At 65.7% G+C, this 21,048-nt stretch carries 19 protein-coding genes; 5 read left to right on the top strand and 14 right to left on the bottom strand.

Annotated elements, in window-relative coordinates; genetic code table 11:
- Window positions 1-9: 9 nt before the first annotated feature.
- Entirely contained in the window at window positions 10-1,152 is a 1,143-nt protein-coding gene (gene argE / locus HU748_RS21815; protein WP_186710831.1) for an acetylornithine deacetylase, read from the bottom strand.
- Window positions 1,153-1,256: 104 nt separating this feature from the next.
- Here argE and HU748_RS21810 point away from each other — a divergent pair, with 104 nt between their 5' ends.
- The gene (locus HU748_RS21810; RefSeq protein WP_186665469.1) at window positions 1,257-2,636 is read left to right on the top strand and encodes a CYTH domain-containing protein; all 1,380 of its coding nucleotides are present in this window, start codon (window positions 1,257-1,259) and stop codon (window positions 2,634-2,636) included.
- A gap of 60 nt (window positions 2,637-2,696) precedes the next feature.
- Here HU748_RS21810 and HU748_RS21805 read toward each other — a convergent pair whose 3' ends face one another.
- Window positions 2,697-3,167 (bottom strand): Lrp/AsnC family transcriptional regulator, encoded by a 471-nt coding sequence (locus HU748_RS21805; protein WP_186665468.1) that lies wholly within the window; start codon window positions 3,165-3,167, stop codon window positions 2,697-2,699.
- A gap of 126 nt (window positions 3,168-3,293) precedes the next feature.
- Here HU748_RS21805 and HU748_RS21800 point away from each other — a divergent pair, with 126 nt between their 5' ends.
- The 3 genes from HU748_RS21800 to HU748_RS21790 all read left to right on the top strand — a co-directional run bounded on the left by HU748_RS21800 (window position 3,294) and on the right by HU748_RS21790 (window position 5,807).
- Complete coding sequence (locus HU748_RS21800) at window positions 3,294-3,620, top strand: hypothetical protein (protein ID WP_065862344.1); 327 nt, start codon at window positions 3,294-3,296, stop codon at window positions 3,618-3,620.
- Between the two features lie 101 nt (window positions 3,621-3,721).
- Complete coding sequence (locus HU748_RS21795) at window positions 3,722-5,401, top strand: GspE/PulE family protein (protein ID WP_186721918.1); 1,680 nt, start codon at window positions 3,722-3,724, stop codon at window positions 5,399-5,401.
- Between the two features lie 91 nt (window positions 5,402-5,492).
- Window positions 5,493-5,807 (top strand): DUF2388 domain-containing protein, encoded by a 315-nt coding sequence (locus HU748_RS21790; protein ID WP_054894995.1) that lies wholly within the window; start codon window positions 5,493-5,495, stop codon window positions 5,805-5,807.
- 77 nt (window positions 5,808-5,884) lie between these two features.
- Here the strand turns inward: HU748_RS21790 and gcvP are convergent, their stop codons facing one another.
- The 8 genes from gcvP to HU748_RS21750 all read right to left on the bottom strand — a co-directional run bounded on the left by gcvP (window position 5,885) and on the right by HU748_RS21750 (window position 17,109).
- Window positions 5,885-8,758 carry an aminomethyl-transferring glycine dehydrogenase gene (gene gcvP, locus HU748_RS21785; protein WP_186710835.1) on the bottom strand — a complete coding sequence of 958 codons (2,874 nt, stop codon included), beginning with the start codon at window positions 8,756-8,758 and terminating at the stop codon, window positions 5,885-5,887.
- Window positions 8,759-8,874: 116 nt separating this feature from the next.
- The gene (locus HU748_RS21780) at window positions 8,875-10,851 is read right to left on the bottom strand and encodes a methyl-accepting chemotaxis protein (RefSeq protein WP_186665464.1); all 1,977 of its coding nucleotides are present in this window, start codon (window positions 10,849-10,851) and stop codon (window positions 8,875-8,877) included.
- Between the two features lie 246 nt (window positions 10,852-11,097).
- A complete protein-coding gene (locus HU748_RS21775) occupies window positions 11,098-12,516 on the bottom strand; it encodes an efflux transporter outer membrane subunit (RefSeq protein ID WP_186721916.1) in 1,419 nt (472 codons plus the stop codon).
- The gene (locus tag HU748_RS21770; RefSeq protein ID WP_186665461.1) at window positions 12,513-13,388 is read right to left on the bottom strand and encodes an HlyD family secretion protein; all 876 of its coding nucleotides are present in this window, start codon (window positions 13,386-13,388) and stop codon (window positions 12,513-12,515) included. The genes HU748_RS21775 and HU748_RS21770 overlap by 4 nt, the downstream gene beginning before the upstream one ends.
- On the bottom strand, window positions 13,385-13,597 hold the full coding sequence (locus tag HU748_RS21765) for a DUF1656 domain-containing protein (RefSeq protein ID WP_054895000.1): 213 nt from the start codon (window positions 13,595-13,597) through the stop codon (window positions 13,385-13,387). Before HU748_RS21765 ends, HU748_RS21770 begins: the two co-directional genes overlap by 4 nt.
- The gene (locus tag HU748_RS21760; RefSeq protein ID WP_186721914.1) at window positions 13,594-15,681 is read right to left on the bottom strand and encodes an FUSC family protein; all 2,088 of its coding nucleotides are present in this window, start codon (window positions 15,679-15,681) and stop codon (window positions 13,594-13,596) included. The genes HU748_RS21765 and HU748_RS21760 overlap by 4 nt, the downstream gene beginning before the upstream one ends.
- Window positions 15,678-16,121, bottom strand: coding sequence for a MarR family transcriptional regulator (locus HU748_RS21755; protein WP_186721912.1), 444 nt, complete (start codon window positions 16,119-16,121; stop codon window positions 15,678-15,680). The genes HU748_RS21760 and HU748_RS21755 overlap by 4 nt, the downstream gene beginning before the upstream one ends.
- A 175-nt stretch (window positions 16,122-16,296) precedes the next feature.
- Window positions 16,297-17,109 (bottom strand): tetratricopeptide repeat protein, encoded by an 813-nt coding sequence (locus HU748_RS21750; protein WP_186710839.1) that lies wholly within the window; start codon window positions 17,107-17,109, stop codon window positions 16,297-16,299.
- A 204-nt stretch (window positions 17,110-17,313) separates the two neighbouring features.
- Between HU748_RS21750 and HU748_RS21745 the strand changes: the two genes are divergently transcribed.
- Window positions 17,314-17,871: a WYL domain-containing protein gene (locus HU748_RS21745; RefSeq protein ID WP_186710841.1), complete on the top strand. Its 558-nt coding sequence runs from the start codon at window positions 17,314-17,316 to the stop codon at window positions 17,869-17,871.
- 90 nt (window positions 17,872-17,961) lie between these two features.
- Here the strand turns inward: HU748_RS21745 and HU748_RS21740 are convergent, their stop codons facing one another.
- From HU748_RS21740 to HU748_RS21725, 4 genes are all read right to left on the bottom strand, one after another.
- Window positions 17,962-18,150: a hypothetical protein gene (locus HU748_RS21740; protein WP_186666128.1), complete on the bottom strand. Its 189-nt coding sequence runs from the start codon at window positions 18,148-18,150 to the stop codon at window positions 17,962-17,964.
- Window positions 18,151-18,262: 112 nt separating this feature from the next.
- Entirely contained in the window at window positions 18,263-19,126 is an 864-nt protein-coding gene (locus HU748_RS21735; RefSeq protein WP_186721909.1) for an ABC transporter permease, read from the bottom strand.
- 16 nt (window positions 19,127-19,142) lie between these two features.
- Entirely contained in the window at window positions 19,143-20,006 is an 864-nt protein-coding gene (locus HU748_RS21730; RefSeq protein WP_186665451.1) for an ABC transporter ATP-binding protein, read from the bottom strand.
- 6 nt (window positions 20,007-20,012) lie between these two features.
- Window positions 20,013-21,032, bottom strand: a complete 1,020-nt coding sequence (locus tag HU748_RS21725; RefSeq protein ID WP_186665450.1) for an ABC transporter substrate-binding protein — start codon at window positions 21,030-21,032, stop codon at window positions 20,013-20,015.
- Window positions 21,033-21,048: the final 16 nt, after the last annotated feature.

Here is a 21,048-nt window from a genome sequence, read left to right as displayed (position 1 = left end):
AGTGGACGTTTAGCTCAGGCAGTAGTGCCGGATAAGGTCACGCAATAGACGCACGGTAGGCTCGATTCGTGACATTTCAAGGTACTCGCCCGGCTGATGGGCGCAAGCGATGTCGCCGGGGCCGAGCACGATGGTCTGGCAACCCAGCTGTTGAAGATAAGGCGCTTCGGTGCCAAAGGCCACCGCTTCGGCACGATGGCCGGTCAGACGCTCGGCCAGTTGCACCAGCTCGGCATCGGCGGTCTGCTCGAACGGCGGCACCTCGGGGAACAGCGGCGCATAGTCGATGCGCACTTCATGGCGCTCGGCCACGGGCGTCAGCTTCGCGCGGATCGCCGCACGCAGTTGCTCCACGTCCATCCCTGGCAACGGGCGCAGGTCGAACTCCAGGGCGCACTGGCCACAGATGCGATTGGGGTTGTCGCCACCATGGATGCAGCCGAAGTTCATCGTCGGCGTGGGCACGGTGAATTGCGGATTGCGGTAGGTCTGCTGCCACTGCTGGCGCAGGCCCATCAGCTCGCCCATCACCGCGTGCATGGCCTCCAGGGCACTGTGGCCCAGGCTTGGATCCGACGAATGGCCGCTGCGCCCGAGAATATCGATGCGGTCCATGAGGATGCCCTTGTGCATGCGGATCGGCTTCAGCCCAGTGGGTTCGCCGATCACTGCCGCCCGGCCCAGCGGTTGCCCGGCTTCGGCCAGGGCGCGGGCACCGGACATCGAGCTTTCTTCATCGCAGGTGGCGAGGATCAGCAGCGGCTGCTTGAAATCGTGCTCCAGCAGCGGGATCACCGCCTCGATCACCAGGGCGAAGAAGCCCTTCATGTCGCAACTGCCCAGCCCGATCCAGCGGCCATCCACTTCGGTGAGTTTCAGCGGGTCGCTGCTCCACAACTGAGGATCGAACGGCACCGTATCGCTGTGGCCGGCCAGCACCAGGCCGCCCGGGCCGGTACCGCGGCTGGCGAGCAGGTTGAACTTGCCTGGAGTGATCTCCTGGATCTCGCAACGGAAACCCAGATCGCCCAGCCAGTTGGCGAGCAGGTCGATGACCTGACGGTTGGACTGGTCCAATGCGGCCTGGGTGCAGCTGACCGAGGGGGCGGCGATCAGGGCGGCGAACTGGTCTTTGAGCGATGGCAACGGCATGCACGGAATCCTCGTAAAGCATGGGGGTCATCATAGCAATGCCGTCCCTTGGCAGGGCAACTCCTGTAGACTCTCCGCCAACCACGCCTTCCTTCGAGCCAGCGATGCACAAAGAAACCGAACTCAAGCTCCGCGCCAGCCGCGAGACCCTTGCCGCCCTGCGCGAGCACCCCTTGCTGAAGAAGCGCAACAAGTCCGGCTGGCAGACCCGCGAACTGCTCAACCAGTACTTCGACACCCCCGACCGCGAGCTCTCTGCAGCCCGCGTCGCCCTTCGCCTGCGCCGCGACGGCGAGGTCATCATCCAGACCCTCAAATGCCGTGGGCAGAGCGTTGCCGGCCTGTCCGAACGCAACGAGTACGAGTGGTACCTGGACAAGGTCAAGCTGGACCTGAAGAAACTCGACGCCAGCTGCTGGCCCGAGCAATTGGCCGAGCTGGACAAGAAAACCATCAAGCCATTGTTCACCACCGATTTCACCCGCGAATACGCCGAGATCTCCTGGGGTCGCGGCAAGGCCAAGGTGGTGATCGAAGCCGCGCTCGACCAAGGCTTCGTCATCGCCGGCAAACGCAAGGAAGAAATCTGCGAGCTCGAACTGGAGCTGCGTGAAGGCGCCCCGGAAGCTCTGCTGGAGCTGGCCGCCGAGCTGTCCGCCACGCTGGCCTTGATGCCCTGCGACATCAGCAAGGCCGAGCGGGGCTATCGTCTGCTCGATCCCGACAGCTACGAGCTGAGCCTGCCACACACCGAGCTGGACGCCGAAATGGCCGTGGACGACGCCTACACCGCGCTCGCCTGGCAACTGCTGGGCAGCAGCCAGCGCCTGGCCGAACAGTACCGTCATAACGGCCACTGGCGCCTGCTGCAGGAATGGGTGCAGTGCCTGGCAGAGCTGCGCGCCCTCACCAGCAGCCTGGGCCAGGCCGCGCCACGGGCCACCACCCGTGACCTGCGCAGCCGCCTCGACGCCCTGCTCGAAGACTGGCGCCCACTGGTACAGGCCGGCAACGACGACGAAGACATCCGCCGCGCCGCACCCGAGCAGTTCGCCGAAGAGCTGGAAGACACGCGCTGGGGCCAGTTCTCACTGGAAACCTCGCGCTGGCTGCTGGCGCGCGCCTGGACCGTCGAGCGCAAGGGCCGCGGTGAGCGCCAGGGCAAGGCGCAACTGGCCAGCTGGCTGCACCACCAGCTGGGTGAAGAAGGCCGCGCGCTGAAGCTGCCGCTGTACACCCAGCGCCCGGAGGATCTGGGTGAACAGTTGCCGCGCATCGAGCAGTTGCTGACCTGGCTGCACCACGCCCGCCAGGTGCTGGAAGTGCCGCAACTGGACCGCCTGTACGGCGATCTGAAGAAGCTGCACGAACTGGCCGAGCAGCCGCTGGCCGAAGAGCAGTCGGGCGAACTGTTCGAAGCCCGCATCGAGCAGGCCCGCGCCATCGACCAGAGCCGCGCCTGGAAGCACCTGCTCAAGGTGTAAGACCGCATCAGCTGCTTCGCGGGTATATCGGGGCACCGAACCGATGTACCCGCGAAGGCCTCACCTCGATAGCGGCAGGCAGGTCGTGGACTTGATTTCCGACAGCGCCACGATCGAGTTCACTTCCTGTATCCCTGGTACGTTCGACAACTTCTCGAAGAAAAACCGCTCGTAGGCCTCGATGTCCGAGGTGACGATACGCAGCAGGAAGTCGACCGCCCCCATCAGCACATAACACTCCAGCACTTCCGGAAAGCCGCGGATCGCCTCGGTGAATTCGGTGAAGTTCGACCGCCCGTGCGCGTTGAGTTTCACCTCGGCGAAGATTTGCGTGTTCAGCCCGACCTTCTTGCGGTCCAGCAAGGTGACCTGGCCGCGAATCACCCCTTCATCCTTCAGGCGCTGTATCCGACGCCAGCACGGCGACTGCGACAGCCCGACACGTTCGGCGATCTGCGCGCTGGACAACGACGCATCCTCCTGCAGCAGTTCAAGGATGCGTCGGTCGTAGGCATCCAACTCGCTTTGCATGATCAATTCTCCAAAGCCTACCAATGCGACAATTATTATTCGCCAAACCACAAAACCAGGTGAATCATAGCGAAGAAATGCCGGTTTCGACCTGCGAGAATTTCTCCACATCGAAGGAGACGCTCCATGAATGCACTCGAACGGCACACCCCTCAGCCCCGTAGCGACGCCTGGGCCGCCAGCGCCCTGCATGGCGAGGTCCGCTACCGCCTCGACATCGAGGCCGAGCCGGACAGCCTGTGCCGGGTACTCAACCTCTTCGCCCTGCAGTTCCTCACGCCGCACAGCGTGCAGGTGTGCCAGCGCGACGACCTGCTGGAGCTGGAGATCGGGATCGACGGCCTCAGTTGGCACCGCGCCGGGGTGATCGCGCAGAAGATGCGTAACCTGGTGTGTGTCGGCGAGGTCTTTCTGGAAAGCGTGCCGAAACTGTCTGAGGTGGCGGCGGGCTGACATCTGCCCCGCAAGATCCAGAAACGCCTTCGCCAAGGCACTGCCCCGCTGTGCAGCTACCCTTGCCTGGGCCTTTCAGCAGCCTCGGCAAGGACGCCGCCATGCACAACACTCAAGATGACAGCCTCGACCTCAAGCGCCTTCTCGACAGGCTGCTCGCCGAACATCGCCTGGCCCCCGGCGACGCCCTGCGTGCACTCGAACAGGCCCCCAGCCACCCTGGCCATCCTCTCGAAATCCTTGCCAGCCTCGCCCTGAGCGACCGCCTGCGCCCCGGCCATACGCTGGACCTCGACACCCTTTGCCAATGGCTCGCCGACAGCGTCGGCCAACCCTTCCTGCGCCTGGACCCGTTGCAGGTCGATCTGGCCCACGTCGCCGGCCTGATCTCCCCCGCCTTCGCCCAGCGCCACGGCATCCTTGCCGTGGCCATGGACGCGACCGGTGTTACGGTGGCCAGCGCACAGCCCTACCAACGCGAGTGGGAAGCCGACCTGAGCCGCAGCCTCGGCCAGCCGATTCGCCGGGTGCTGGCCAGCCCTGTACAACTGCGCCAGCTTGGCGACACGTTCCAGCGCCTGTCGCGATCCGTACAGGGCGCTCACCAGCAGCAGCGGGCAAGCCTGGGCGAACTTGAGCAGTTGCTGGAGCTCGGTGGGCGCGGCGGCGCCATCAGCGCCGACGATGCCCACATCGTGCATATCGTCGATTGGCTGCTGCAGTACGCCATCGAGCAGCGCGCCAGCGATATCCATCTCGAGCCGCAGCGCGACGAGGGCCGCCTGCGCTACCGTATCGACGGCCTGCTGCATACGGTCTACCTGTTTCCGGCCAGCGTGGTCCTGGCGCTGGTCAGCCGCCTCAAGCACCTGGGGCGCATGGATGTCGCCGAGAAACGCCGCCCACAGGATGGACGCCTGAAAAGCCGCCTGCCCGGCAACGCGCAGGTGGAGCTGCGCCTGTCGACCCTGCCGACACCGTTCGGCGAAAAACTGGTGTTGCGCCTCTTCGACCCCGAACAGCTGCACGAAGACTTGGAGCGCCTGGGGCTCGAAGGGACCTTGCTGGGTCAGTGGCACGCGCTGTTGGCAAACCGCCAAGGCATCATTCTGCTCACCGGCCCCACCGGCTCGGGCAAGACCAGCACGCTCTACGCCAGCCTCAAGCACCTGGCTACGCCACAGGTCAACCTGTGCACCATCGAAGATCCGATCGAGCGCCTGGAGCCCGGCTTCAATCAGTTGCAGGTCCAACCCAGCCTCGACCTCGGCTTTGCCAACGGCGTGCGCGCTCTGCTGCGCCAGGATCCGGACATCATCATGATCGGCGAGATACGCGACCGCGAAACCGCCCAGGTGGCGGTGCAAGCAGCGCTGACCGGACACCTGGTGCTATCGACCCTGCACACCAACGACGCCTGCAGCGCAATTACTCGCCTGCAGGAGCTGGGTGTGGCCGATTACCTGATAAAGGCCACGTTGATCGGCGTGATGGCCCAGCGCCTGGCACGCACCTTCTGCAGCGCCTGCAAGGGATGTCCTGGCACACGTGAAGCGGCGTGTCGCCTCTGTCGCGGCACCGGTTACCAGGGGCGCACCGGGCTGTTCGAACTGCTCGTGCTCGACGACGCCCTGCGAGCCCGGATTGGCCCGGGCAGCGACCTTGCCAGCCTGCGCCAGCAGGCTCTGGCACAGGGCATGCGCGAGCTGCGCCGCTGCGGTGAAGACCGGGTGGCCAGGGGCCTGACCAGCCTGGAAGAAGTCCTGCGGGTATGTGCCTGAGCGCCCGGCATACGCAGCGTGCAAAGGAACTTGCGGCCCGCGCGGCGATCCAAACTCGCATCATCCGCCCTCATCGTTCGAGGTAATTCACATGCGTTTCAAAACCGCCATTGCGGCTGCTGCCCTGCTGTCCCTGCCGATCGGCTCCGCCATGGCCGACGGCTTCTGGCGCAACGTCATTTCGTCCGGTGCGACCACCGGTTCCACCTACCTGACGTTCAAGGACCACAAGCTCGTCGCGGCCGCCCAGGACGATGCCGGCAGCTTCGTGGCGAGCGAAGGATCGATCCGCGGCCCTTACCTGGAAGCGGCGATGCGTCAGGTGCGCGCCGACAACCCTGGTGTCCAGGCCAGCGACATGGAACTGGCCAACGCAATCCTGGCCCGTAACCTCACCGCTCAGTAACCTGCACCCCACGCCCGCTGCGGGAGCGGGCTGCGCGCACAGACCCGCGCAGCACCGCCTCCACAGCAGGCCCGGGCTCAGCGATACGCGTCCACCGGCACGCAAGCACAGAACAGGTTGCGATCGCCGTACACGTTGTCCACCCGGTTCACCGCCGGCCAGTACTTGTGCAAGCGCACATGCGCACTGGGTGCGACCGCCTGTTCCAGACCATAGGGCCGATCCCAGGGCCCCAGTACATCGGCCAGCGTGTGCGGCGCATGCTTGAGCGGGTTATCGTCCGCCGGCCAGTTCCCCTCCTGCACCTGAGCGATCTCGTCACGGATCGCCAGCATCGCCTCGACGAAGCGATCCAGCTCCGCCTTCGACTCACTCTCGGTCGGCTCGACCATCAGCGTGCCCGGCACCGGGAACGACATGGTCGGCGCATGGAAGCCATAGTCCATCAGGCGCTTCGCCACGTCCTCCTCGGTGATCCCGGTCTGCGCCTTGAGCGGACGCAGGTCGAGGATGCATTCATGGGCGACCCGCTGGTTACGTCCGCGATAGAGCACCGGAAAGGCCCCCGCCAGGCGACTGGCCAGGTAGTTGGCGCTGAGGATCGCCACCTCGCTGGCATCGGCCAGTTGCGGCCCCATCAGGGCGATGTACATCCAGCTGATCGGCAAGATACTGGCACTGCCCCAGGGCGCTGCGCTGACAGCGCTGTTGTTCGGGTCCAGGCCCGCTACAGGCACCACCGGATGGCTGGCGACGAAAGGCTTCAGGTGCGCCCGCACCCCGATCGGCCCCATGCCCGGCCCACCACCGCCGTGAGGGATGCAGAAGGTCTTGTGCAGGTTCATGTGCGAGACGTCGGCACCGATATCCGCCGGGCGCGCCAGGCCCACCTGGGCGTTGAGGTTGGCGCCGTCCATGTACACCTGCCCGCCCTGTTGATGGACCACCTCGCAGATTTCGCGAATGCCCTCCTCGTACACCCCATGGGTCGAGGGGTAGGTGACCATCAGGCACGACAATCGATCCCCGGCTTGGCGCGCCTTGGCCTTGAGATCATCGAGGTCGACATTGCCCGCCTCGTCGCAGTCGACGATCACCACCTCCATGCCCGCCATCTGCGCCGACGCCGGGTTGGTGCCATGGGCCGACGACGGAATCAGGCACAGGGTGCGCTGCGGTTGATGACGGCTGCGGTGATAACGGGTGATGGCCATCAGCCCGGCATATTCACCCTGGGCGCCGGAGTTGGGCTGCATGCAGATCGCATCGAACCCGGTGATCGCGCACAGCCAAGCCTCCAGCTCGTCGATCATCGCCTTGTAGCCCTGCACCTGTGCGGCCGGTGCGAAGGGATGCAGCAGGGCGAAGCCAGGCCAGGTGATGGGGATCATCTCGCTGGTGGCGTTCAGCTTCATGGTGCACGAGCCCAGCGGGATCATCGACTGGTTCAGCGCCAGGTCCTTGTTCTCCAGCTGCTTGAGGTAACGCAGCATCTCGGTTTCGCTGTGGTGCAGGTTGAACACCGGGTGTTCGAGCAGCGGCGTGCTGCGCAGCAGAGTGTCCGGCACTGCCGGGGGCAAGGGCTGCTGGTCGAGGGTGGCGACGTCCAGACCATGGTCGACACCAAGGAAGACGTCGAACAGCTTGAGTACCGTCGCTTCGTCACAGGTCTCGTCCAGGCTCACGCCCAGGTGCCCGCGCCCGAGAATGCGCAGGTTGATGCGCGCCTCTTCGGCACTTTCGATGATCGCGGCCTGGGTGCCGCCCACGTCAAGGGTGAGGGTGTCGAAGAAGTGCTGGTTGAGGCGCTTGATGCCCTTGGCCTGCAGCCCGGCCGCCAGGATCTGGGTCAGGCGCTGCACACGCTGGGCAATGCGCCGCAGGCCGTCGGGCCCATGGTAGACGGCGTAGAAGCCGGCGATATTGGCCAGCAACACCTGGGCGGTGCAGATGTTGGAGTTGGCCTTCTCGCGGCGGATGTGTTGCTCGCGGGTCTGCAGGGCCATGCGCAGGGCGGTGTTGCCACGGGCATCGCGGGACACGCCGATGATGCGCCCAGGCATCGCCCGCTTGTAGTCGTCACGACAGGCGAAATACGCAGCATGAGGCCCGCCATAGCCCATCGGCACACCGAAGCGCTGGCTCGACCCAAGCACCACGTCGGCCCCGGTTTCGCCAGGCGGTGTCAGCACCACCAGGCTCAACAGGTCGGCGGCAACGCACGCCAGCGCCTGCTGACCGTGCAGGTGCTCGATCAGCGGCCGCAGGTCGCGGACCTCGCCATGGGTGTCGGGGTACTGCAGCAGCGCGCCGAACACCGAGTGCTTGCCGAGGTTTTCCAGCGAATCGACGATCAACTCGAAGCCGAAACCTTCGGCACGGGTTCGCAAGACCGAGAGCGTCTGGGGGTGGCAGTGCTCGTCGGCGAAGAACGCATTGCTCTTGCTGCGTGCAACCCGCTTGGCCAGGGCCATGGCCTCGGCGGCGGCGGTCGCCTCGTCGAGCAGCGACGCGTTGGCCAGCGGCAGGCCACTGAGGTCGATGATCATCTGCTGGAAGTTGAGCAGCGCCTCGAGGCGGCCCTGAGCGATCTCGGGCTGATACGGTGTATAGGCCGTGTACCAACCAGGGTTTTCCAGCACGTTGCGCAGGATGACGGTTGGCGTGACGGTGCCGTGATAGCCCATGCCGATCAGGCTGGTCCACACCTGGTTCTGCCCGGCGTATCCGGCCAGCCTGGCCAGGGCCGCCTGCTCGTCGAGGGCGGGGGGCAGGTCAAGCGGGCGACCAAAACGGATACCTGGCGGGACAGTCTGCTCGATCAGGGCATCGCGACTGGCAACGCCCAGGGCCGCGAGCATGGCGCTCTGCTCGCTGGCATCGGGGCCCAGATGGCGCTGCAGAAAAGGGTTGGGCACTTGCAGTTGCTGCAGGGATGGCGACTGGGACATGGCGATCTTCTCTTCCTGGACCAGTTCTCGTGGAGACTTACAAGTCTAGGAAGGGATCGACGATGTTGCGGAAAAACTTGCATCCAGGGCCGCATCGCAGCCCTGGTCCGATCAGGTCAACCGCCGACCCGGAAGCGATCCACTTCCTGGCGCAACTGCCCGGCCAGGCCCTCGAGCTCCTTGGCCGTGGCCGCCAGTTCATTGGCCACGTCGTGCTGCTCGCTGTTGGCCTGGGCGATGCTCTGCAGGTTACGGCTGAGCAGGTTCGCGGTGCTGCTCTGCTCCTGGGTCGCAGTGCTGATGGCCGTGAACTGCTCGCCCGCCGCGCGGCTCTGCTCGTCGATGCGCGCCAGTGCCTCGGCGACCTTGTCGTTGCGTTCCAGGCCTTCCTGCATCAGGCGATTGCCCTGCTCCAGGGTGCTGATGGCATGCCCGGTCTGCTGCTGGATACTGGCGATCATCCCGGAAATCTCGTCGGTGGCCTGACGCGTGCGCGCCGCCAGGCCACGCACTTCGTCGGCGACCACGGCGAAACCACGGCCCTGCTCGCCAGCGCGGGCCGCCTCGATGGCGGCGTTGAGCGCCAGCAAGTTGGTCTGCTCGGCAATCGCGGTGATGACCCCGACGATGCCGCCGATTTCCTGCGACCGTGCGCCCAGGCTGTCCATCACCGTGGCGGTGCCGCCCAGCGCCTCGGCGATCTGCTTGAGCGAGACGGACGCCTGGTCCATGGCGCTGCGGCCGATGCGCGTCTGCTGGGCGTTGTCCTGGGCCATGCGCTCGGTGCCGGCCATGTTCTCGGCGATGTTCATCGACGTGGCGCTGAACTCCTCGACGGCGCCAGCCATGCTGGTGATCTCGCCTGACTGCTGCTCCATGCCCTCGCAGGCACCAGACGAAAGCCCGGCCAGGGAGCGCGAGCGCGCGCTGACCTGCTCGGAAGCACTGCGAATGTGCTCGACCATGGTCGCCAGGGCATTCCCCATCTGGTTGAAGCTGCGCGCCAGTTGGCCAATCTCGTCTTCGCTGGTCACCGCCAGGCGCGCACTGAGATCACCCGCGCCCAGGGCTTCGGCCTGGCGCACCAGGTCGTCCAGCGGGCGCAGCTTGCGCCGCAGCAGCCAGAGCGTGGCGAGCACGGCCAGGACCATCGCCAGCAGGCTGCCGATCGCCAGGCGCAGGCCGACACTCCAGGTCACCTCGCGGATTTCCGCCTCGGGCATGCTCGCCACAACAGTCCACGGCCCCTCGGCAAAGGGTTCGACCACGCTGAACAGTTGCTGCTGGCCGTTGGTCCAGAAGCGACCCTTGTCGCCCAGGCCGGCCACTGCGGCAACCGCAGCCTGCGGATCGGCCACGCCCGCAGGCGGCACCAGCCACTGCCCCTGGTTGTCGAGCAGCGCCAGCGAGCCGGTCTGGCCGATGCGGAAGCGCTTGAGATTGGCGAACTGCGCATTCTGCGCATCGGTGTAGTCGAAGCCGACGAACAGCACGGCGATCACCCGACCGCTGGCATCGCTCACCGGCACGTAGCGGGTCATGTAGTTGCGGTCGAACAGCAGCGCACGCCCTACATACATCTGCCCGGCGAGCAGCTTGGCGTAGGCCGGGTGCTGGCGATCCAGCTGCGTGCCGATGGCGCGGCTGCCGTCCTGCTTCTTGAGGTTGGTGGTGATGCGCACGAAGTCATCGCCGCTGCGCACGAACAGCGTCGCGATGCCGGCAGTCATCTGCTGGAATTCATCGACGACCCTGAAGTCGTTGTTCATCAGCTGGTCGCCCAGGTACAGGGCGGGCGTGGCCTGGCCGGCTACCTGCACGGTCTCGCCGGCATGCAGCGACAGGCCCGAGGCGAAACGGCGCTCGAACAGGCCACTCAGGCGCTGGGTGTTGTCCTTGAGCGAGCCGTGGAAGGTGTCGAGCTGGTCGGCCAGCAGCCGCGCTTCGCTGGCCAGGTGTTGCTGGCGGGTGGCGAGGTTGGCGTCGTCCAGCGAGCGCAGGGCGAACAGGGTACTGCCGGTGATCACCAGCGCCAGCACGATGGCGAGGGCGATGCCGAGTTGCGAGGCAATCCGGGCACGGGGTCGAGACATTGCGAAGCTCCTGGCAAGAGGCCGGGATCGTCCTGATCACGCTGACCACCCGCTTCATATTGAACGGGAAATCGCGTCCTCTTCCGGGACGCTGGTGCTAATAGATCGGCGTCGCGGGGGAATACTTGAGTGTCGGACCGGGAAATGCGCAAACGTTTTCCATGCGGTGTGACCGTGGAATCGCGGCGCCTGCTTCGCGGGCAAGCCCGCTCCTACAAACTCACCAATACCACGACGCGGTGCTACTCACTGCCCCGCTGTGGCCTTCCAGCCACCACCCAGCGCCAGGAACACGCCGATCTGTCCCATCGCCACCTGGGTATTGGCTGCCGACAGTTGCGCACGCACGTCGGTGTAGGCGCGGGTCGCCTGCAGGTCGGCGAGGAACGACTCGCGCCCGGCCTCATAGCGGCGATGGGTCTGGTCGGCCGCTTCCTGCGCCGAGCGCTCGGCGTCGGCCAAGGCATCGCGACGGTCCAGCAGGGCGCTGTACTGCGCCAGGCGGGTCTGGGTTTCGCGGATGGCGTTGAGCACCACGCCATCGAAATGCGCCAGCGCGGCCTGGGTCGAGGCTTCGGCTTCGCGGATCCGGGCGCGGGTGCCGTTGGTGGGGATGGCCCAGCTGATCTGCGGGCCGAAGCCCCAGCGGTTGGTCGAAGGCTCGCCGAGGTTATCAAGAATGCCGATGGTGCCGACCTGGGCGCCAATGCTGATGTTCGGATACAGGGCGCCGGTGGCCACGCCAATGGTCGCGGTGGCAGCCGCCAGTTGGCGCTCGGCCTGACGCACGTCGGGACGGCGCTTGAGCAGCGCCGCGCCATCGCCCACCGGAATCAGTTGGGCCAGATGCGGCAGCTCGGCGCACTCGGCGGTGCCAGGCGGCAACTGGTCGACCGGTTTGGCCAGCAATGCGGCGAGGGTATAGAGCCCAGCCTCGCGCTCGGCCTTGAAGCGCGGCAGCTCGGCGCGCAACGACTTGAACTGGGTCTGCGAGCGAGTGACGAGGGTCTCGTCGCCACGGCCGGCATCGCGCAGGCGCTGGTTCAACTGCACGCTCTGCTGCTGCAGGTCGAGCGATTCGCGGGCAATGTGGTACTCCTCATTGGCCGAGCACACCTGGGTGTAGGCCTTGACCACATCGGCCACCAGGGTGATGCGCGCGGTGTCGGCGGCTGCCTGCACCGCGTCGGCATTGGCCTTGGCAGCTTCGGTGCCGCGCTTGAAGGTGCCCCACAGGTCAAACTGGTACGAGGCGCTGAGAATCGCCTCGCCGATGTTGGCCACCGGGACTTTCTCCGGCAGCAGGAACGCTTCGCCGGACTCCTGCAGACGCTGGGCACCGGCCTTAGCGCCGCCGCTGAAGCCCCCCTGCGACTCGGCGACCTCGACCTGCGCGCGGGCCTTGGCGATGTTCGCCGCCGCCACGCGCAACTCGGTATTGGCGCTCAACGCCTGGCGCACCAGCGCATTGAGGCGCGGGTCCTGGTACAACTGCCACCAATCATCCGGCACCGGTGCCGACACCACGCTCGCGGCATCCTGGCGCAACGGGCCGTTCAGGTCGCTGCGCTGCACCGCGGCATCCTCGGGCACCTGGTAGTCGGGGCCGACCATGGCGCAGGCCCCCAGCGACAGCGCCAGCCCTGCCAGCATCAGGCGCTTCATGGCCGCGGGCCCTCGATGATCGACACTGTCGCGGTACGCCCGGCGATCATGCGGAAATCTGCCGGCACCTCATCGAAGGCGATGCGCACCGGGATCCGCTGAGCCAGGCGCACCCAGCTGAACGCCGGGTTGACGTTGGGCAACAGGTTGGCGCCACTGACGCGGTCACGGTCCTCGATCCCTGCCGACAGGCTTTCGACATGGCCGCGCAGGCGTGTGTCATCGCCCATCACGCGGATGTCCACGGCATCGCCGACATGGATGCCACTGAGCTTGGTTTCCTCGAAGTAGCCATCGACATGGTACGAGGCACTGTCGACCACCGACAGCACTGGCCGGCCCGCCGTGACGAACTCATGGGCACGCGGGGCGCGGTCGTTGAGGTAGCCATCCACCGGGCTGCGCACCACCGAACGGTCGAGGTTGAGCTGGGCGGTATCGACCGCCACCTGCGCCTCGCTCACCGCCGAGCGGGCACGGGCCTCGCGCGACTGGCTCTCTTCGAGCTGCTCGGCCGCCACCAGGTTGCCCAGCTTGCGATTGCGCCGGGTTTCGCGGGCGGCCTGGGCCAGGGTTTCCTCGCGCTCGGCCAGGGTCGCCCGGGCCTGGCGCAAGGCCAGGCCGAAGCGGTCCTGGTCGATGGTGAACAGCACGTCACCACGCTTGACCACCTGGTTGTCGCGCACCTCGACCTTCTGGATAAGCCCGGACACATCCGGGGCGATCTGAATCACGTCGGCGCGGATATGGCCGTCGCGGGTCCAGGGGGCGAACATGTAGTACACGACCATCTGCCAGACCAGCACGGCCGCGAAGGTCACCACCAGTAATGTCAGGACCACACGGCCCAAGGTCAACAACGGTTTTTTCATGGCAGCATCAGGCTTCGGCAAAAGTGATCCACCGCACCCAGCAGTACGGCGTAGAGGGCAACGTTGAACAACGCCCGGTGCCAGACCAGGCGGTAGAAATGCAGGCGCACCAGCACAGCGTGCACGCCCAGGAACAGCAGGTAGGTGGCAAACATCATCACCAGCAGCGTGGGCAGGAACACCCCGCTGATATCCAGTTCACCGATCACAGCGGCGCTCCGTCGATTCCAGGTGGCAGTTGCGGTTGTTCGACCGGCTCGAGCATCACCTCGACGCCTGGCAACAGTGCCAGGCGCAAGCCGGCCAGGGCATGCAGCAGGTGGACACGGGGCTCGCCGCGCTCGTTCAGTTGGTCAGGCGCCAACGCCAGGCGTGCCCGCTCCATGTTGCGCAGCAGCGCTGCAGGTGCGTGCAAACGCTCGCCGGCACGCAGGCAGCTTGAGTAATGGCCGCCGACTTCTTCGATGACGGTCTGCAGGCGCTCACGGGCCTGCAGGCCCACACGCGGCATGTAGGCCAGCAGGTCGAGCAGGTTCAGGCCCACACGCAGGTCGCGCAGGGCGATGCCGCTGTCCTGGCCGGTCTGCGACAGGCGCGGCAGATGCTGCATCAGGCGATCGAGCATCTGCACGCCTACCTTGCGCTGTTCAGCCAAGGTCGCAGGCTCGGTCATCTCGACGATGTCGCGCCAGGTGAAGCGGGTCATGCGCTTGGCGGCCAGCTCCACACCGAACGGGCGCACCACCAGGGTCCAGATGAAGGCAAACAGCAGCCCCACCGGGCCTGCCAGGTTGGCATTGAGGAAGGTGAAGAAGTCGGCGTCGTAGGCGCCCTGGATGCTGATGAAGGTCGAGGTGTTGACGATGGTCAGCAGGGTGCCGAGGTAGAAGCGCGGCTGCACGGTGAGGGTGCCGACCACGATGAAGGGTACGGCGAATGCCAGCACCAGCATCGGGAAGTCGTGCAGGTTCGGCAGCACCAGGAACAGGTAGACGCTGGAGAAGATCACCGACATCAGCGTCCAGAAGAAAAAGCGGTAGATCTGCGGCGCTGGGTCGTCCATCGCCGCAAAGAAGCTGCAGGCCACGGCGGCGAGGATCACGGCACTGGCGCCGTCGTTCCACCCCAGCCCGATCCACAGGCCACAGGCGACGACGATCGCGGTGACGGTGGAGAACACCGAATACAGCATCAGGCCGCGGTCGAAGAATGGCGTCAGGCGGCCCAGCCGCCAATGACGGTAGACCGCCCGCCAGGGCTTGGTGTCGTCCAGGCGCAGTGCATGCTGCAGGGTGCAGCAGTCCTGCCAGAGATCGAGCCATTCGCTGAGGCGGTAGAGGGCGTTGGACAGCAGCAGGGCGTGGCGCTGGTCGAGCGCATCGGCGCGCGGTTGCAGGCGGTCGATCTGCTCGTGCAGCGCGGTCCAGCGCGCGACCGAAGCGCTGTCGGCGGTGCCCTTGAGCCACTCGCGGACCGATGCCAGCAGCGGCTGGACCTGTGCGAACTGCTCCGGCGCACGGCCTTCGAGGGCGACCAGCGCGTCGTCGAGGGCATCGATCACCGGCAGCAGGTGAATCATCCGGCCGCGCAGCTCGCGGGCGTTCTTCACGGTGTGCGGGCCGGCGCCTTCGTGGCCAAGCTGGCCGATCATCAGCTCCAGGCTGTTGAAGGTGGCAACCATCGAGCCGCGCAGGCCCGCGACCTTGTCGGCCACAGCTTCTCGGCTCAGGTACAGATCGCTGTAGCGGATCGCCTCGCCAAACCAGGTGCACGTGGCGCCCATCACCACCGGCGCCAGACGACGCGGCCAGAATATCGCTCCCACCACGGCGGCGCAGACGATGCCAAGGCAGATTTCCTGGGCCCGCGAAGAGGCGACATCGAACACCGCGAGCGGGTTGTCGACCACGGCCAGGGCAATCATCGGCAAGGTGTAGCCGGCCAGCATCAGCATGTAGTTGTTGGCCGTGCGCAGGTTCAGCGAGAGAAACAGCAAGGTGCCGGTCCACAGGGCGATGGCAATGCTCAGCAACAAGGGCGACTGCACCAGCGGCGGCACCAGCAGCACCGCACCACCCGCACCGAGCAGCGTGCCGACTGCGCGGTACAGCGCCTTGGAACTGGTGGGGCCGACGAAGGGGCTGGACACGATGTAGACCGTGGCCATCGCCCAGTAGGGGCGCGGCAGTTGCATCAGCAAGGCGATGTACAGGGCAATCATCGACGCGGCGAAGGTACGCACGCCGTAGAACCAGTCGCGGGCAGGCGGCACTGAACTGAAGAAGCCGTTCACGCCGACGCCCCCTGTGCAGCGACTTCGAAGGCACGGATCACCCGCAGGGTCGCTTCCAGGTCGGCAGCCGAGATGCCATGCAACACCTCGCGACGCAGGCGCACCAGCTCGCGCTCGATGGATTCGGCCAGGGTACGTCCTTCGGCGGTCAGGCTCAGCGCCTTGGCGCGTCGGTCGAGCGGATCCTCGGTGCGGCACACCAGCCCGGCCTTGCACAGTTGGTCGAGCAGACGCACCAGCGACGGGCTTTCCAGGCCGGCGGCCTGGGCCACGGCCACCTGATGCACGCCATCGCCCAGGCGCACGATCATCAGCAACGGCACCGCGCAGGCCTCGGAGATGCCATAGCCGGTCAGCGCCGCATGGCAGATGCGTCGCCAGTGACGACCGGCAACGACCATGCCGCTGCTGACTTTCAGGTGCAGTGCATCGAGTGTCATATGGAGGAACCGAGGATATTCATAGTTTGCTAACTATCAATATACGCCCAGCCCTCCCCCCCTCGTCAACCGGGGGCGATGAACAGTGTGTTTACAGTCGGGATCGGCGGCGAGGCCTTCGCGGGCAAGCCCGCTCCCACGCGCCCGCGAAGGCCTCACCACCACCCCACCGGACTCAAGACTGAACCTGATCCTCCAGCTTCATGGTCAAGGCCAGGGTGCTGCCCAGTGCGATCGCCTGATCGCGCCACTCCAGGTAGCGCGCCCCATCGCGGCGACTGAAATGCACTGCCAGTTCCTCGGCCGCCTGCATCACCCCTGCCCCTGCCGCGAGCTCCAGCCAGTACAGCGCCGCCCGCGTATCCGGTTCGACATGCAGTCCATACAGCAGCCGGTAACCCACCTCGAACCGGCAACGTGCCTCGCCACGCTGGGCTCCGCGCAGGAACCACTGGTAAGCCTCGGCCAGGTCCACCTCCCAGTCCTGATCGGCATCGCAGACTTCTTCCTCGTACAGGTCGCCCAGGGCCGCGGCAGCGTGCGACAGCCCCCGCTCGAAAGCATGCCGGTAATGCTCCGCAGCGGTGGCATAGCACACCGCCACGCCCTTGCCGAAATAGTGCTGCTGCCCCAGGTTGAACCAAGCTGCAGCATTGCCCTGCAACGCGGCCATGCGCAGCAGATGGCTGGCCAGCGCCGTGTCGGCGCGCCAGTAGCGGCCATTGAGCCAGATCCAGCCCAGGTCGTTGAGCACCGCGGCATTGCCCTCCAGTGCCTGGTGCCGCAGGTCGGTGTAGATCGCCTGCACATCCACTGCCTCGTCCAGACGGCTCACCAGCGCAGAGCGCTCACCCAGCACCGCCCACTGGGTGGGCATGCCGACGCCAGCGAACAGGCGCAGGTGTCGCCGTGGAATGGCTGGCGCAGGCACGATGCGCTCGGGCAGGAGACGGGCGAGCAGCGAATGGATATTGCTGGCAGCAGACATGTTCATCCTCATTGAACGTCCCACAGTTCCGACCTCGACTGTGATGAGGCGATTCTGCGCGACGACACGACGAAACCTGTCGCGAACGATTCACCTCGACGCAACCAAATCGCGGTTCCGCGATCTCAGCGCAAAGTAGCGAATTGCCATCTGCCGCGGTGCCCGCCATGCTAATGCCGCAAGCCTAGACAAGGACGTTACCCTTTGCCGTTCGCCACTACCCGCGCCACCCTCAGCCGCCAGTGGGCGCTGCTGCGTCAATTGCCCAGCCGTTCACCGGGAGTCACCAGCGCCGAACTGGTCTGGCGACTGCGCGATGTCGGCTTCAATGTCAGCAAGCGCACAGTCGAGCGCGACCTCAACGAGTTGTCGCTGATCTTCCCGCTGGAGCGCAATGACAAGAGCATTCCATTCGGCTGGCATTGGTCGGCCAGCGCCATGGGCGAGCCGCGTGGCAATTTTGACTTGCTGGACTACCTGCGCGGCGACCCGCAGCAGCCCCGCCAGGGCACGGGGCTGGAACTGCAGGCGTGGGTCAGCGATCAGCTGGCGCGACAGCTGCGAGAAGTGCCGTTGAGCGCGAACATGCAGTTGACGGCGCTGCAACATGGCCATCGATTACGGGCGACGGTGGAAGACGGCTGGACGTTGCGCTGGTGGGTGCTGGGCCAGGGGGAGGCGGTGGTGGTCGAGCAGCCGGAGGCGCTGAGGGATGAGATTCGCAGGACGCTGAGTAATGCAGCAGCTCGATACATGGTCTGATGGCGCGCGAACCAGGCATCCGCGCTGCGAAACACGCGAGTGTGCCTGCGAATGACACAGGCACAGGTGAGCTCGACAAGCGCCCAGGGTTTACTCAAACCCGATGTTGGCGAGTACGCAGTCATCGCCGACCAGCTTGTATCCCGGCTCGCACGGCATACCTACGACAGGGGCAACACCTCGGGTAGTTGCACCACTCGGCGCATTGTGATTGTCGGCAAACGCGGTTGGGGCCAAGGCGGCGAGGCTCAGAGCAAGGGCTGTGATCAGTGATTTCATACGATTTTCTCCATACGTTGATTTACGTACCGCACGGGCATCGTAGAAAAGCTGCCGCCCCCTGATAACGAGGCATTGTTTCCCGAGGCCCAGAAACTGCTCCCACGCGGAACTACCTCTGCATCCCCCAACGCCGTACGGTCAACCGCTCGAGGGTATTGAACACCAGGCCCTCCACCAGCAAGCCGATCAGGATCACCACCGCCAGCCCGGCAAATACCTTGTCGGTGTACAGCTCGTTGCGGTTCTGGAAGATGTACCAGCCCAGCCCGCCCTTGCCGCTGCTGGCGCCGAACACCAGCTCGGCGGCGATCAGGGTGCGCCAGGCGAAGGCCCAGCCGATCTTCAGACCCGAGAGAATCGACGGCAATGCCGCCGGCACCAGGATGTGCAGCACCAGTCGCAACCCACGCAGGCCATAGTTGCGCCCGGCCATGCGCAGGGTCTCGGACACCCCGAGAAAGCCCGCGTAGGTGTTGAGCGCCAGTGCCCAGAGCACCGAATGCACCAGCACGAAGATCAGGCTGTTGTCGCCCAGGCCAAACCACAAGAGGGCCAGCGGCAACAGTGCGATGGCCGGCAGTGGGTTGAACATGGAGGTCAGGGTACCCAGCAGGTCGCGGCCGAACTGGGTCGAGACTGCCAGGCTGGTCAAACCGAAGGCCAGTACGATCCCCAGCACATAGCCCTTGAGCAGCACCACCAGCGAGACGCCGACCTTGGCCGGCAGCTCGCCACTGGCCATGCCGTCCCAGAATGCCGCCGCCGTTTGCAGAAAGGTCGGCAGCAGCAGGTCGTTGGCGGTGTAGCGCGCCACCGCCTCCCAGATCAGGGCGAGCAGCACAAGAATCGCGGTCTTGCGCAACCAGGCCTGTTGCCACAGACGTTGGGCAAGCGGCAGATCGCGCACCAGCGAAAGCCCTGGCAAGGGCTGCAGCGGCACTTCGTATTCCTGGCGTGCAGGTGTGGTCGTCATGCGCAGGCTCCTCCTGTCAGTAAGCGATGCGGATATCGTTGAAGCCCAGGTCCGAGGCCTGCTCCGGCTCACCGGCTTCGTCGAACAGCAGGCGATGGATACGCCGGGCGCTGGCCTGGAAGTCGCTGCCACCCAGGCTGCCCAGGTCGTATTGGTGGCTGTGCACCTCGGCCCGTACCCGTCCCGGATGCGGCGACAGCAAGAGGATGCGGTTGCCCACCACCAGCGCCTCCTCGATGGAGTGGGTGACGAACAGCAGCGTGAAGCGCACCTCTTCCCACAACAGCAGCAATTCTTCCTGCATCTTGCGCCGGGTCAGGGCGTCGAGCGCGGCGAAGGGCTCGTCCATCAGCAGCACCTTCGGCTGCGTGGCCAGCGCGCGGGCAATCGCCACGCGCGCCTTCATACCGCCAGACAAGGTGTGCGGGTAGGCATCGGCAAAGGCGGCCAGGCCGACTTTCTCCAGATAGTGCACCGCCCGCGCCTCGGCCTCGGCGCGCTTGAGCTGGCCCGAGACCAGCAGCGGAAACATGACGTTCTGCTTGACCGTCTTCCACGGCGGCAACTGGTCGAACTCCTGGAACACGACGATGCGGTCAGGGCCTGGGCCCTTGACCGGCTGGCCCTGCAACAGGATCTGCCCTTCGCGCGGCTCGATGAAGCCGGCCACGGCCTTGAGCAAGGTCGACTTGCCGCACCCGGATGGGCCCAGCAGTACGAAGCGGTCGGCGCGATCGACTTCGAAGCTGACCTGGTGAGTGGCCCGCACCACGCGCTGCGCGGTGCGGTATTCGAGGCTGAGATTGTCCACCTTGAGCAGCGGTGGGGTGTCGACACGGCTCAGGTTGCTGACCGTGTGGCCTGGCAATGGGGCGGTCATGGTCGATCAGCTCCCTTGCAATGGGCGCTCATCCTGGAAGAAGTAGTCCTTCCACGACTCGGGCTTGTGCTTGATGGCGCCGACCCGGTAGAGGAATTCGGCCAGCGGGTAAGTGTTCTTCGGCGTGATGGTGAACTCGTACTGCGGGTTGTCGATCAGCTTGATCAACGCATCGCGATCGATCTTGGCCTTGGTCACGCGGATGTAGGTGTCGGCGGCTGCGGCCTTGTCTTTCTGGGCGAAGTCGGCGGCTTCGGCGAGCGCATCGATGAATGCCTTGTAGGTCTTGGGGTTGTCCTTGCGGAATTTCTCGGTGGCGAACAGCAGGGTCGGCGAGTTGGGGCCGAGCAGGTCATAGCTGTTGAGCACGATGTGCACGTTCTTGTTGGCCAGGGCCTGGTCCTGGAACGGCGGGTTGGAGAAATGCCCGTTGAGTTCGGTGCCGCCGGCCAGCAGCGCGGCTGTGGCATCCGGATGCGGCACGGCCAGGGTGTACTTGTCGAGGCGGTTGTACTCCTTGTCGCCCCACTGCTTGGCCGCCGCGTACTGCAGGAAGCGCGACTGCACCGAAACACCCACCGCCGGCACGGCGATACGGTCCTTCTCGGAAATGTCGGCGATGGTCTTCACATTGGGATTGCTGCTGACCAGGTAGTACGGGAAATTGCCCAGCGAGGCCACGGCCTTGACGTTCTGCCGACCGTAGGTGCGATCCCAGACGGTCAGCAGCGGCCCGACGCCGGCGCCGGCGATGTCCACCGAGCCCGACAGCAACGCGTCGTTGATCGCCGCGCCGCCGGAAAGCTGCGCCCAGTCGACCTGAATGTCGATGCCCTGCTCCTTGCCGTGCTTCTCGATCAGTTGCTGGTCACGAACGACGTTGAGCAACAGGTACACGATGCCGAACTGCTCGGCGATACGGATCTTGCCTTCGGCCTGGGCCACCGCCGGCGACGCGAGGCCGCCTACGATCAGGCTCGCGCCCAGGCCGATGCTGGCCGCCAGGCGGCTGATGGATTTACGCATGATGAGAGTCCTCAGT

Source organism: Pseudomonas sp. RW3S2 (genome assembly GCF_014268955.1).
GTDB classification, from domain to species: domain Bacteria; phylum Pseudomonadota; class Gammaproteobacteria; order Pseudomonadales; family Pseudomonadaceae; genus Aquipseudomonas; species Aquipseudomonas wayambapalatensis.
This window is presented reverse-complemented; position numbering and strand designations above follow the sequence as displayed.

Coding starts and splice junctions, on each gene's coding strand:
- argE (WP_186710831.1), bottom strand. CDS start 1,152: ATGCCGTTGCCATCGCTCAAAGACCAGTTCGCCGCCCTGATCGCCGCC.
- HU748_RS21810 (WP_186665469.1), top strand. CDS start 1,257: ATGCACAAAGAAACCGAACTCAAGCTCCGCGCCAGCCGCGAGACCCTT.
- HU748_RS21805 (WP_186665468.1), bottom strand. CDS start 3,167: ATGCAAAGCGAGTTGGATGCCTACGACCGACGCATCCTTGAACTGCTG.
- HU748_RS21800 (WP_065862344.1), top strand. CDS start 3,294: ATGAATGCACTCGAACGGCACACCCCTCAGCCCCGTAGCGACGCCTGG.
- HU748_RS21795 (WP_186721918.1), top strand. CDS start 3,722: ATGCACAACACTCAAGATGACAGCCTCGACCTCAAGCGCCTTCTCGAC.
- HU748_RS21790 (WP_054894995.1), top strand. CDS start 5,493: ATGCGTTTCAAAACCGCCATTGCGGCTGCTGCCCTGCTGTCCCTGCCG.
- gcvP (WP_186710835.1), bottom strand. CDS start 8,758: ATGTCCCAGTCGCCATCCCTGCAGCAACTGCAAGTGCCCAACCCTTTT.
- HU748_RS21780 (WP_186665464.1), bottom strand. CDS start 10,851: ATGTCTCGACCCCGTGCCCGGATTGCCTCGCAACTCGGCATCGCCCTC.
- HU748_RS21775 (WP_186721916.1), bottom strand. CDS start 12,516: ATGAAGCGCCTGATGCTGGCAGGGCTGGCGCTGTCGCTGGGGGCCTGC.
- HU748_RS21770 (WP_186665461.1), bottom strand. CDS start 13,388: ATGAAAAAACCGTTGTTGACCTTGGGCCGTGTGGTCCTGACATTACTG.
- HU748_RS21755 (WP_186721912.1), bottom strand. CDS start 16,121: ATGACACTCGATGCACTGCACCTGAAAGTCAGCAGCGGCATGGTCGTT.
- HU748_RS21750 (WP_186710839.1), bottom strand. CDS start 17,109: ATGTCTGCTGCCAGCAATATCCATTCGCTGCTCGCCCGTCTCCTGCCC.
- HU748_RS21740 (WP_186666128.1), bottom strand. CDS start 18,150: ATGAAATCACTGATCACAGCCCTTGCTCTGAGCCTCGCCGCCTTGGCC.
- HU748_RS21735 (WP_186721909.1), bottom strand. CDS start 19,126: ATGACGACCACACCTGCACGCCAGGAATACGAAGTGCCGCTGCAGCCC.
- HU748_RS21730 (WP_186665451.1), bottom strand. CDS start 20,006: ATGACCGCCCCATTGCCAGGCCACACGGTCAGCAACCTGAGCCGTGTC.
- HU748_RS21725 (WP_186665450.1), bottom strand. CDS start 21,032: ATGCGTAAATCCATCAGCCGCCTGGCGGCCAGCATCGGCCTGGGCGCG.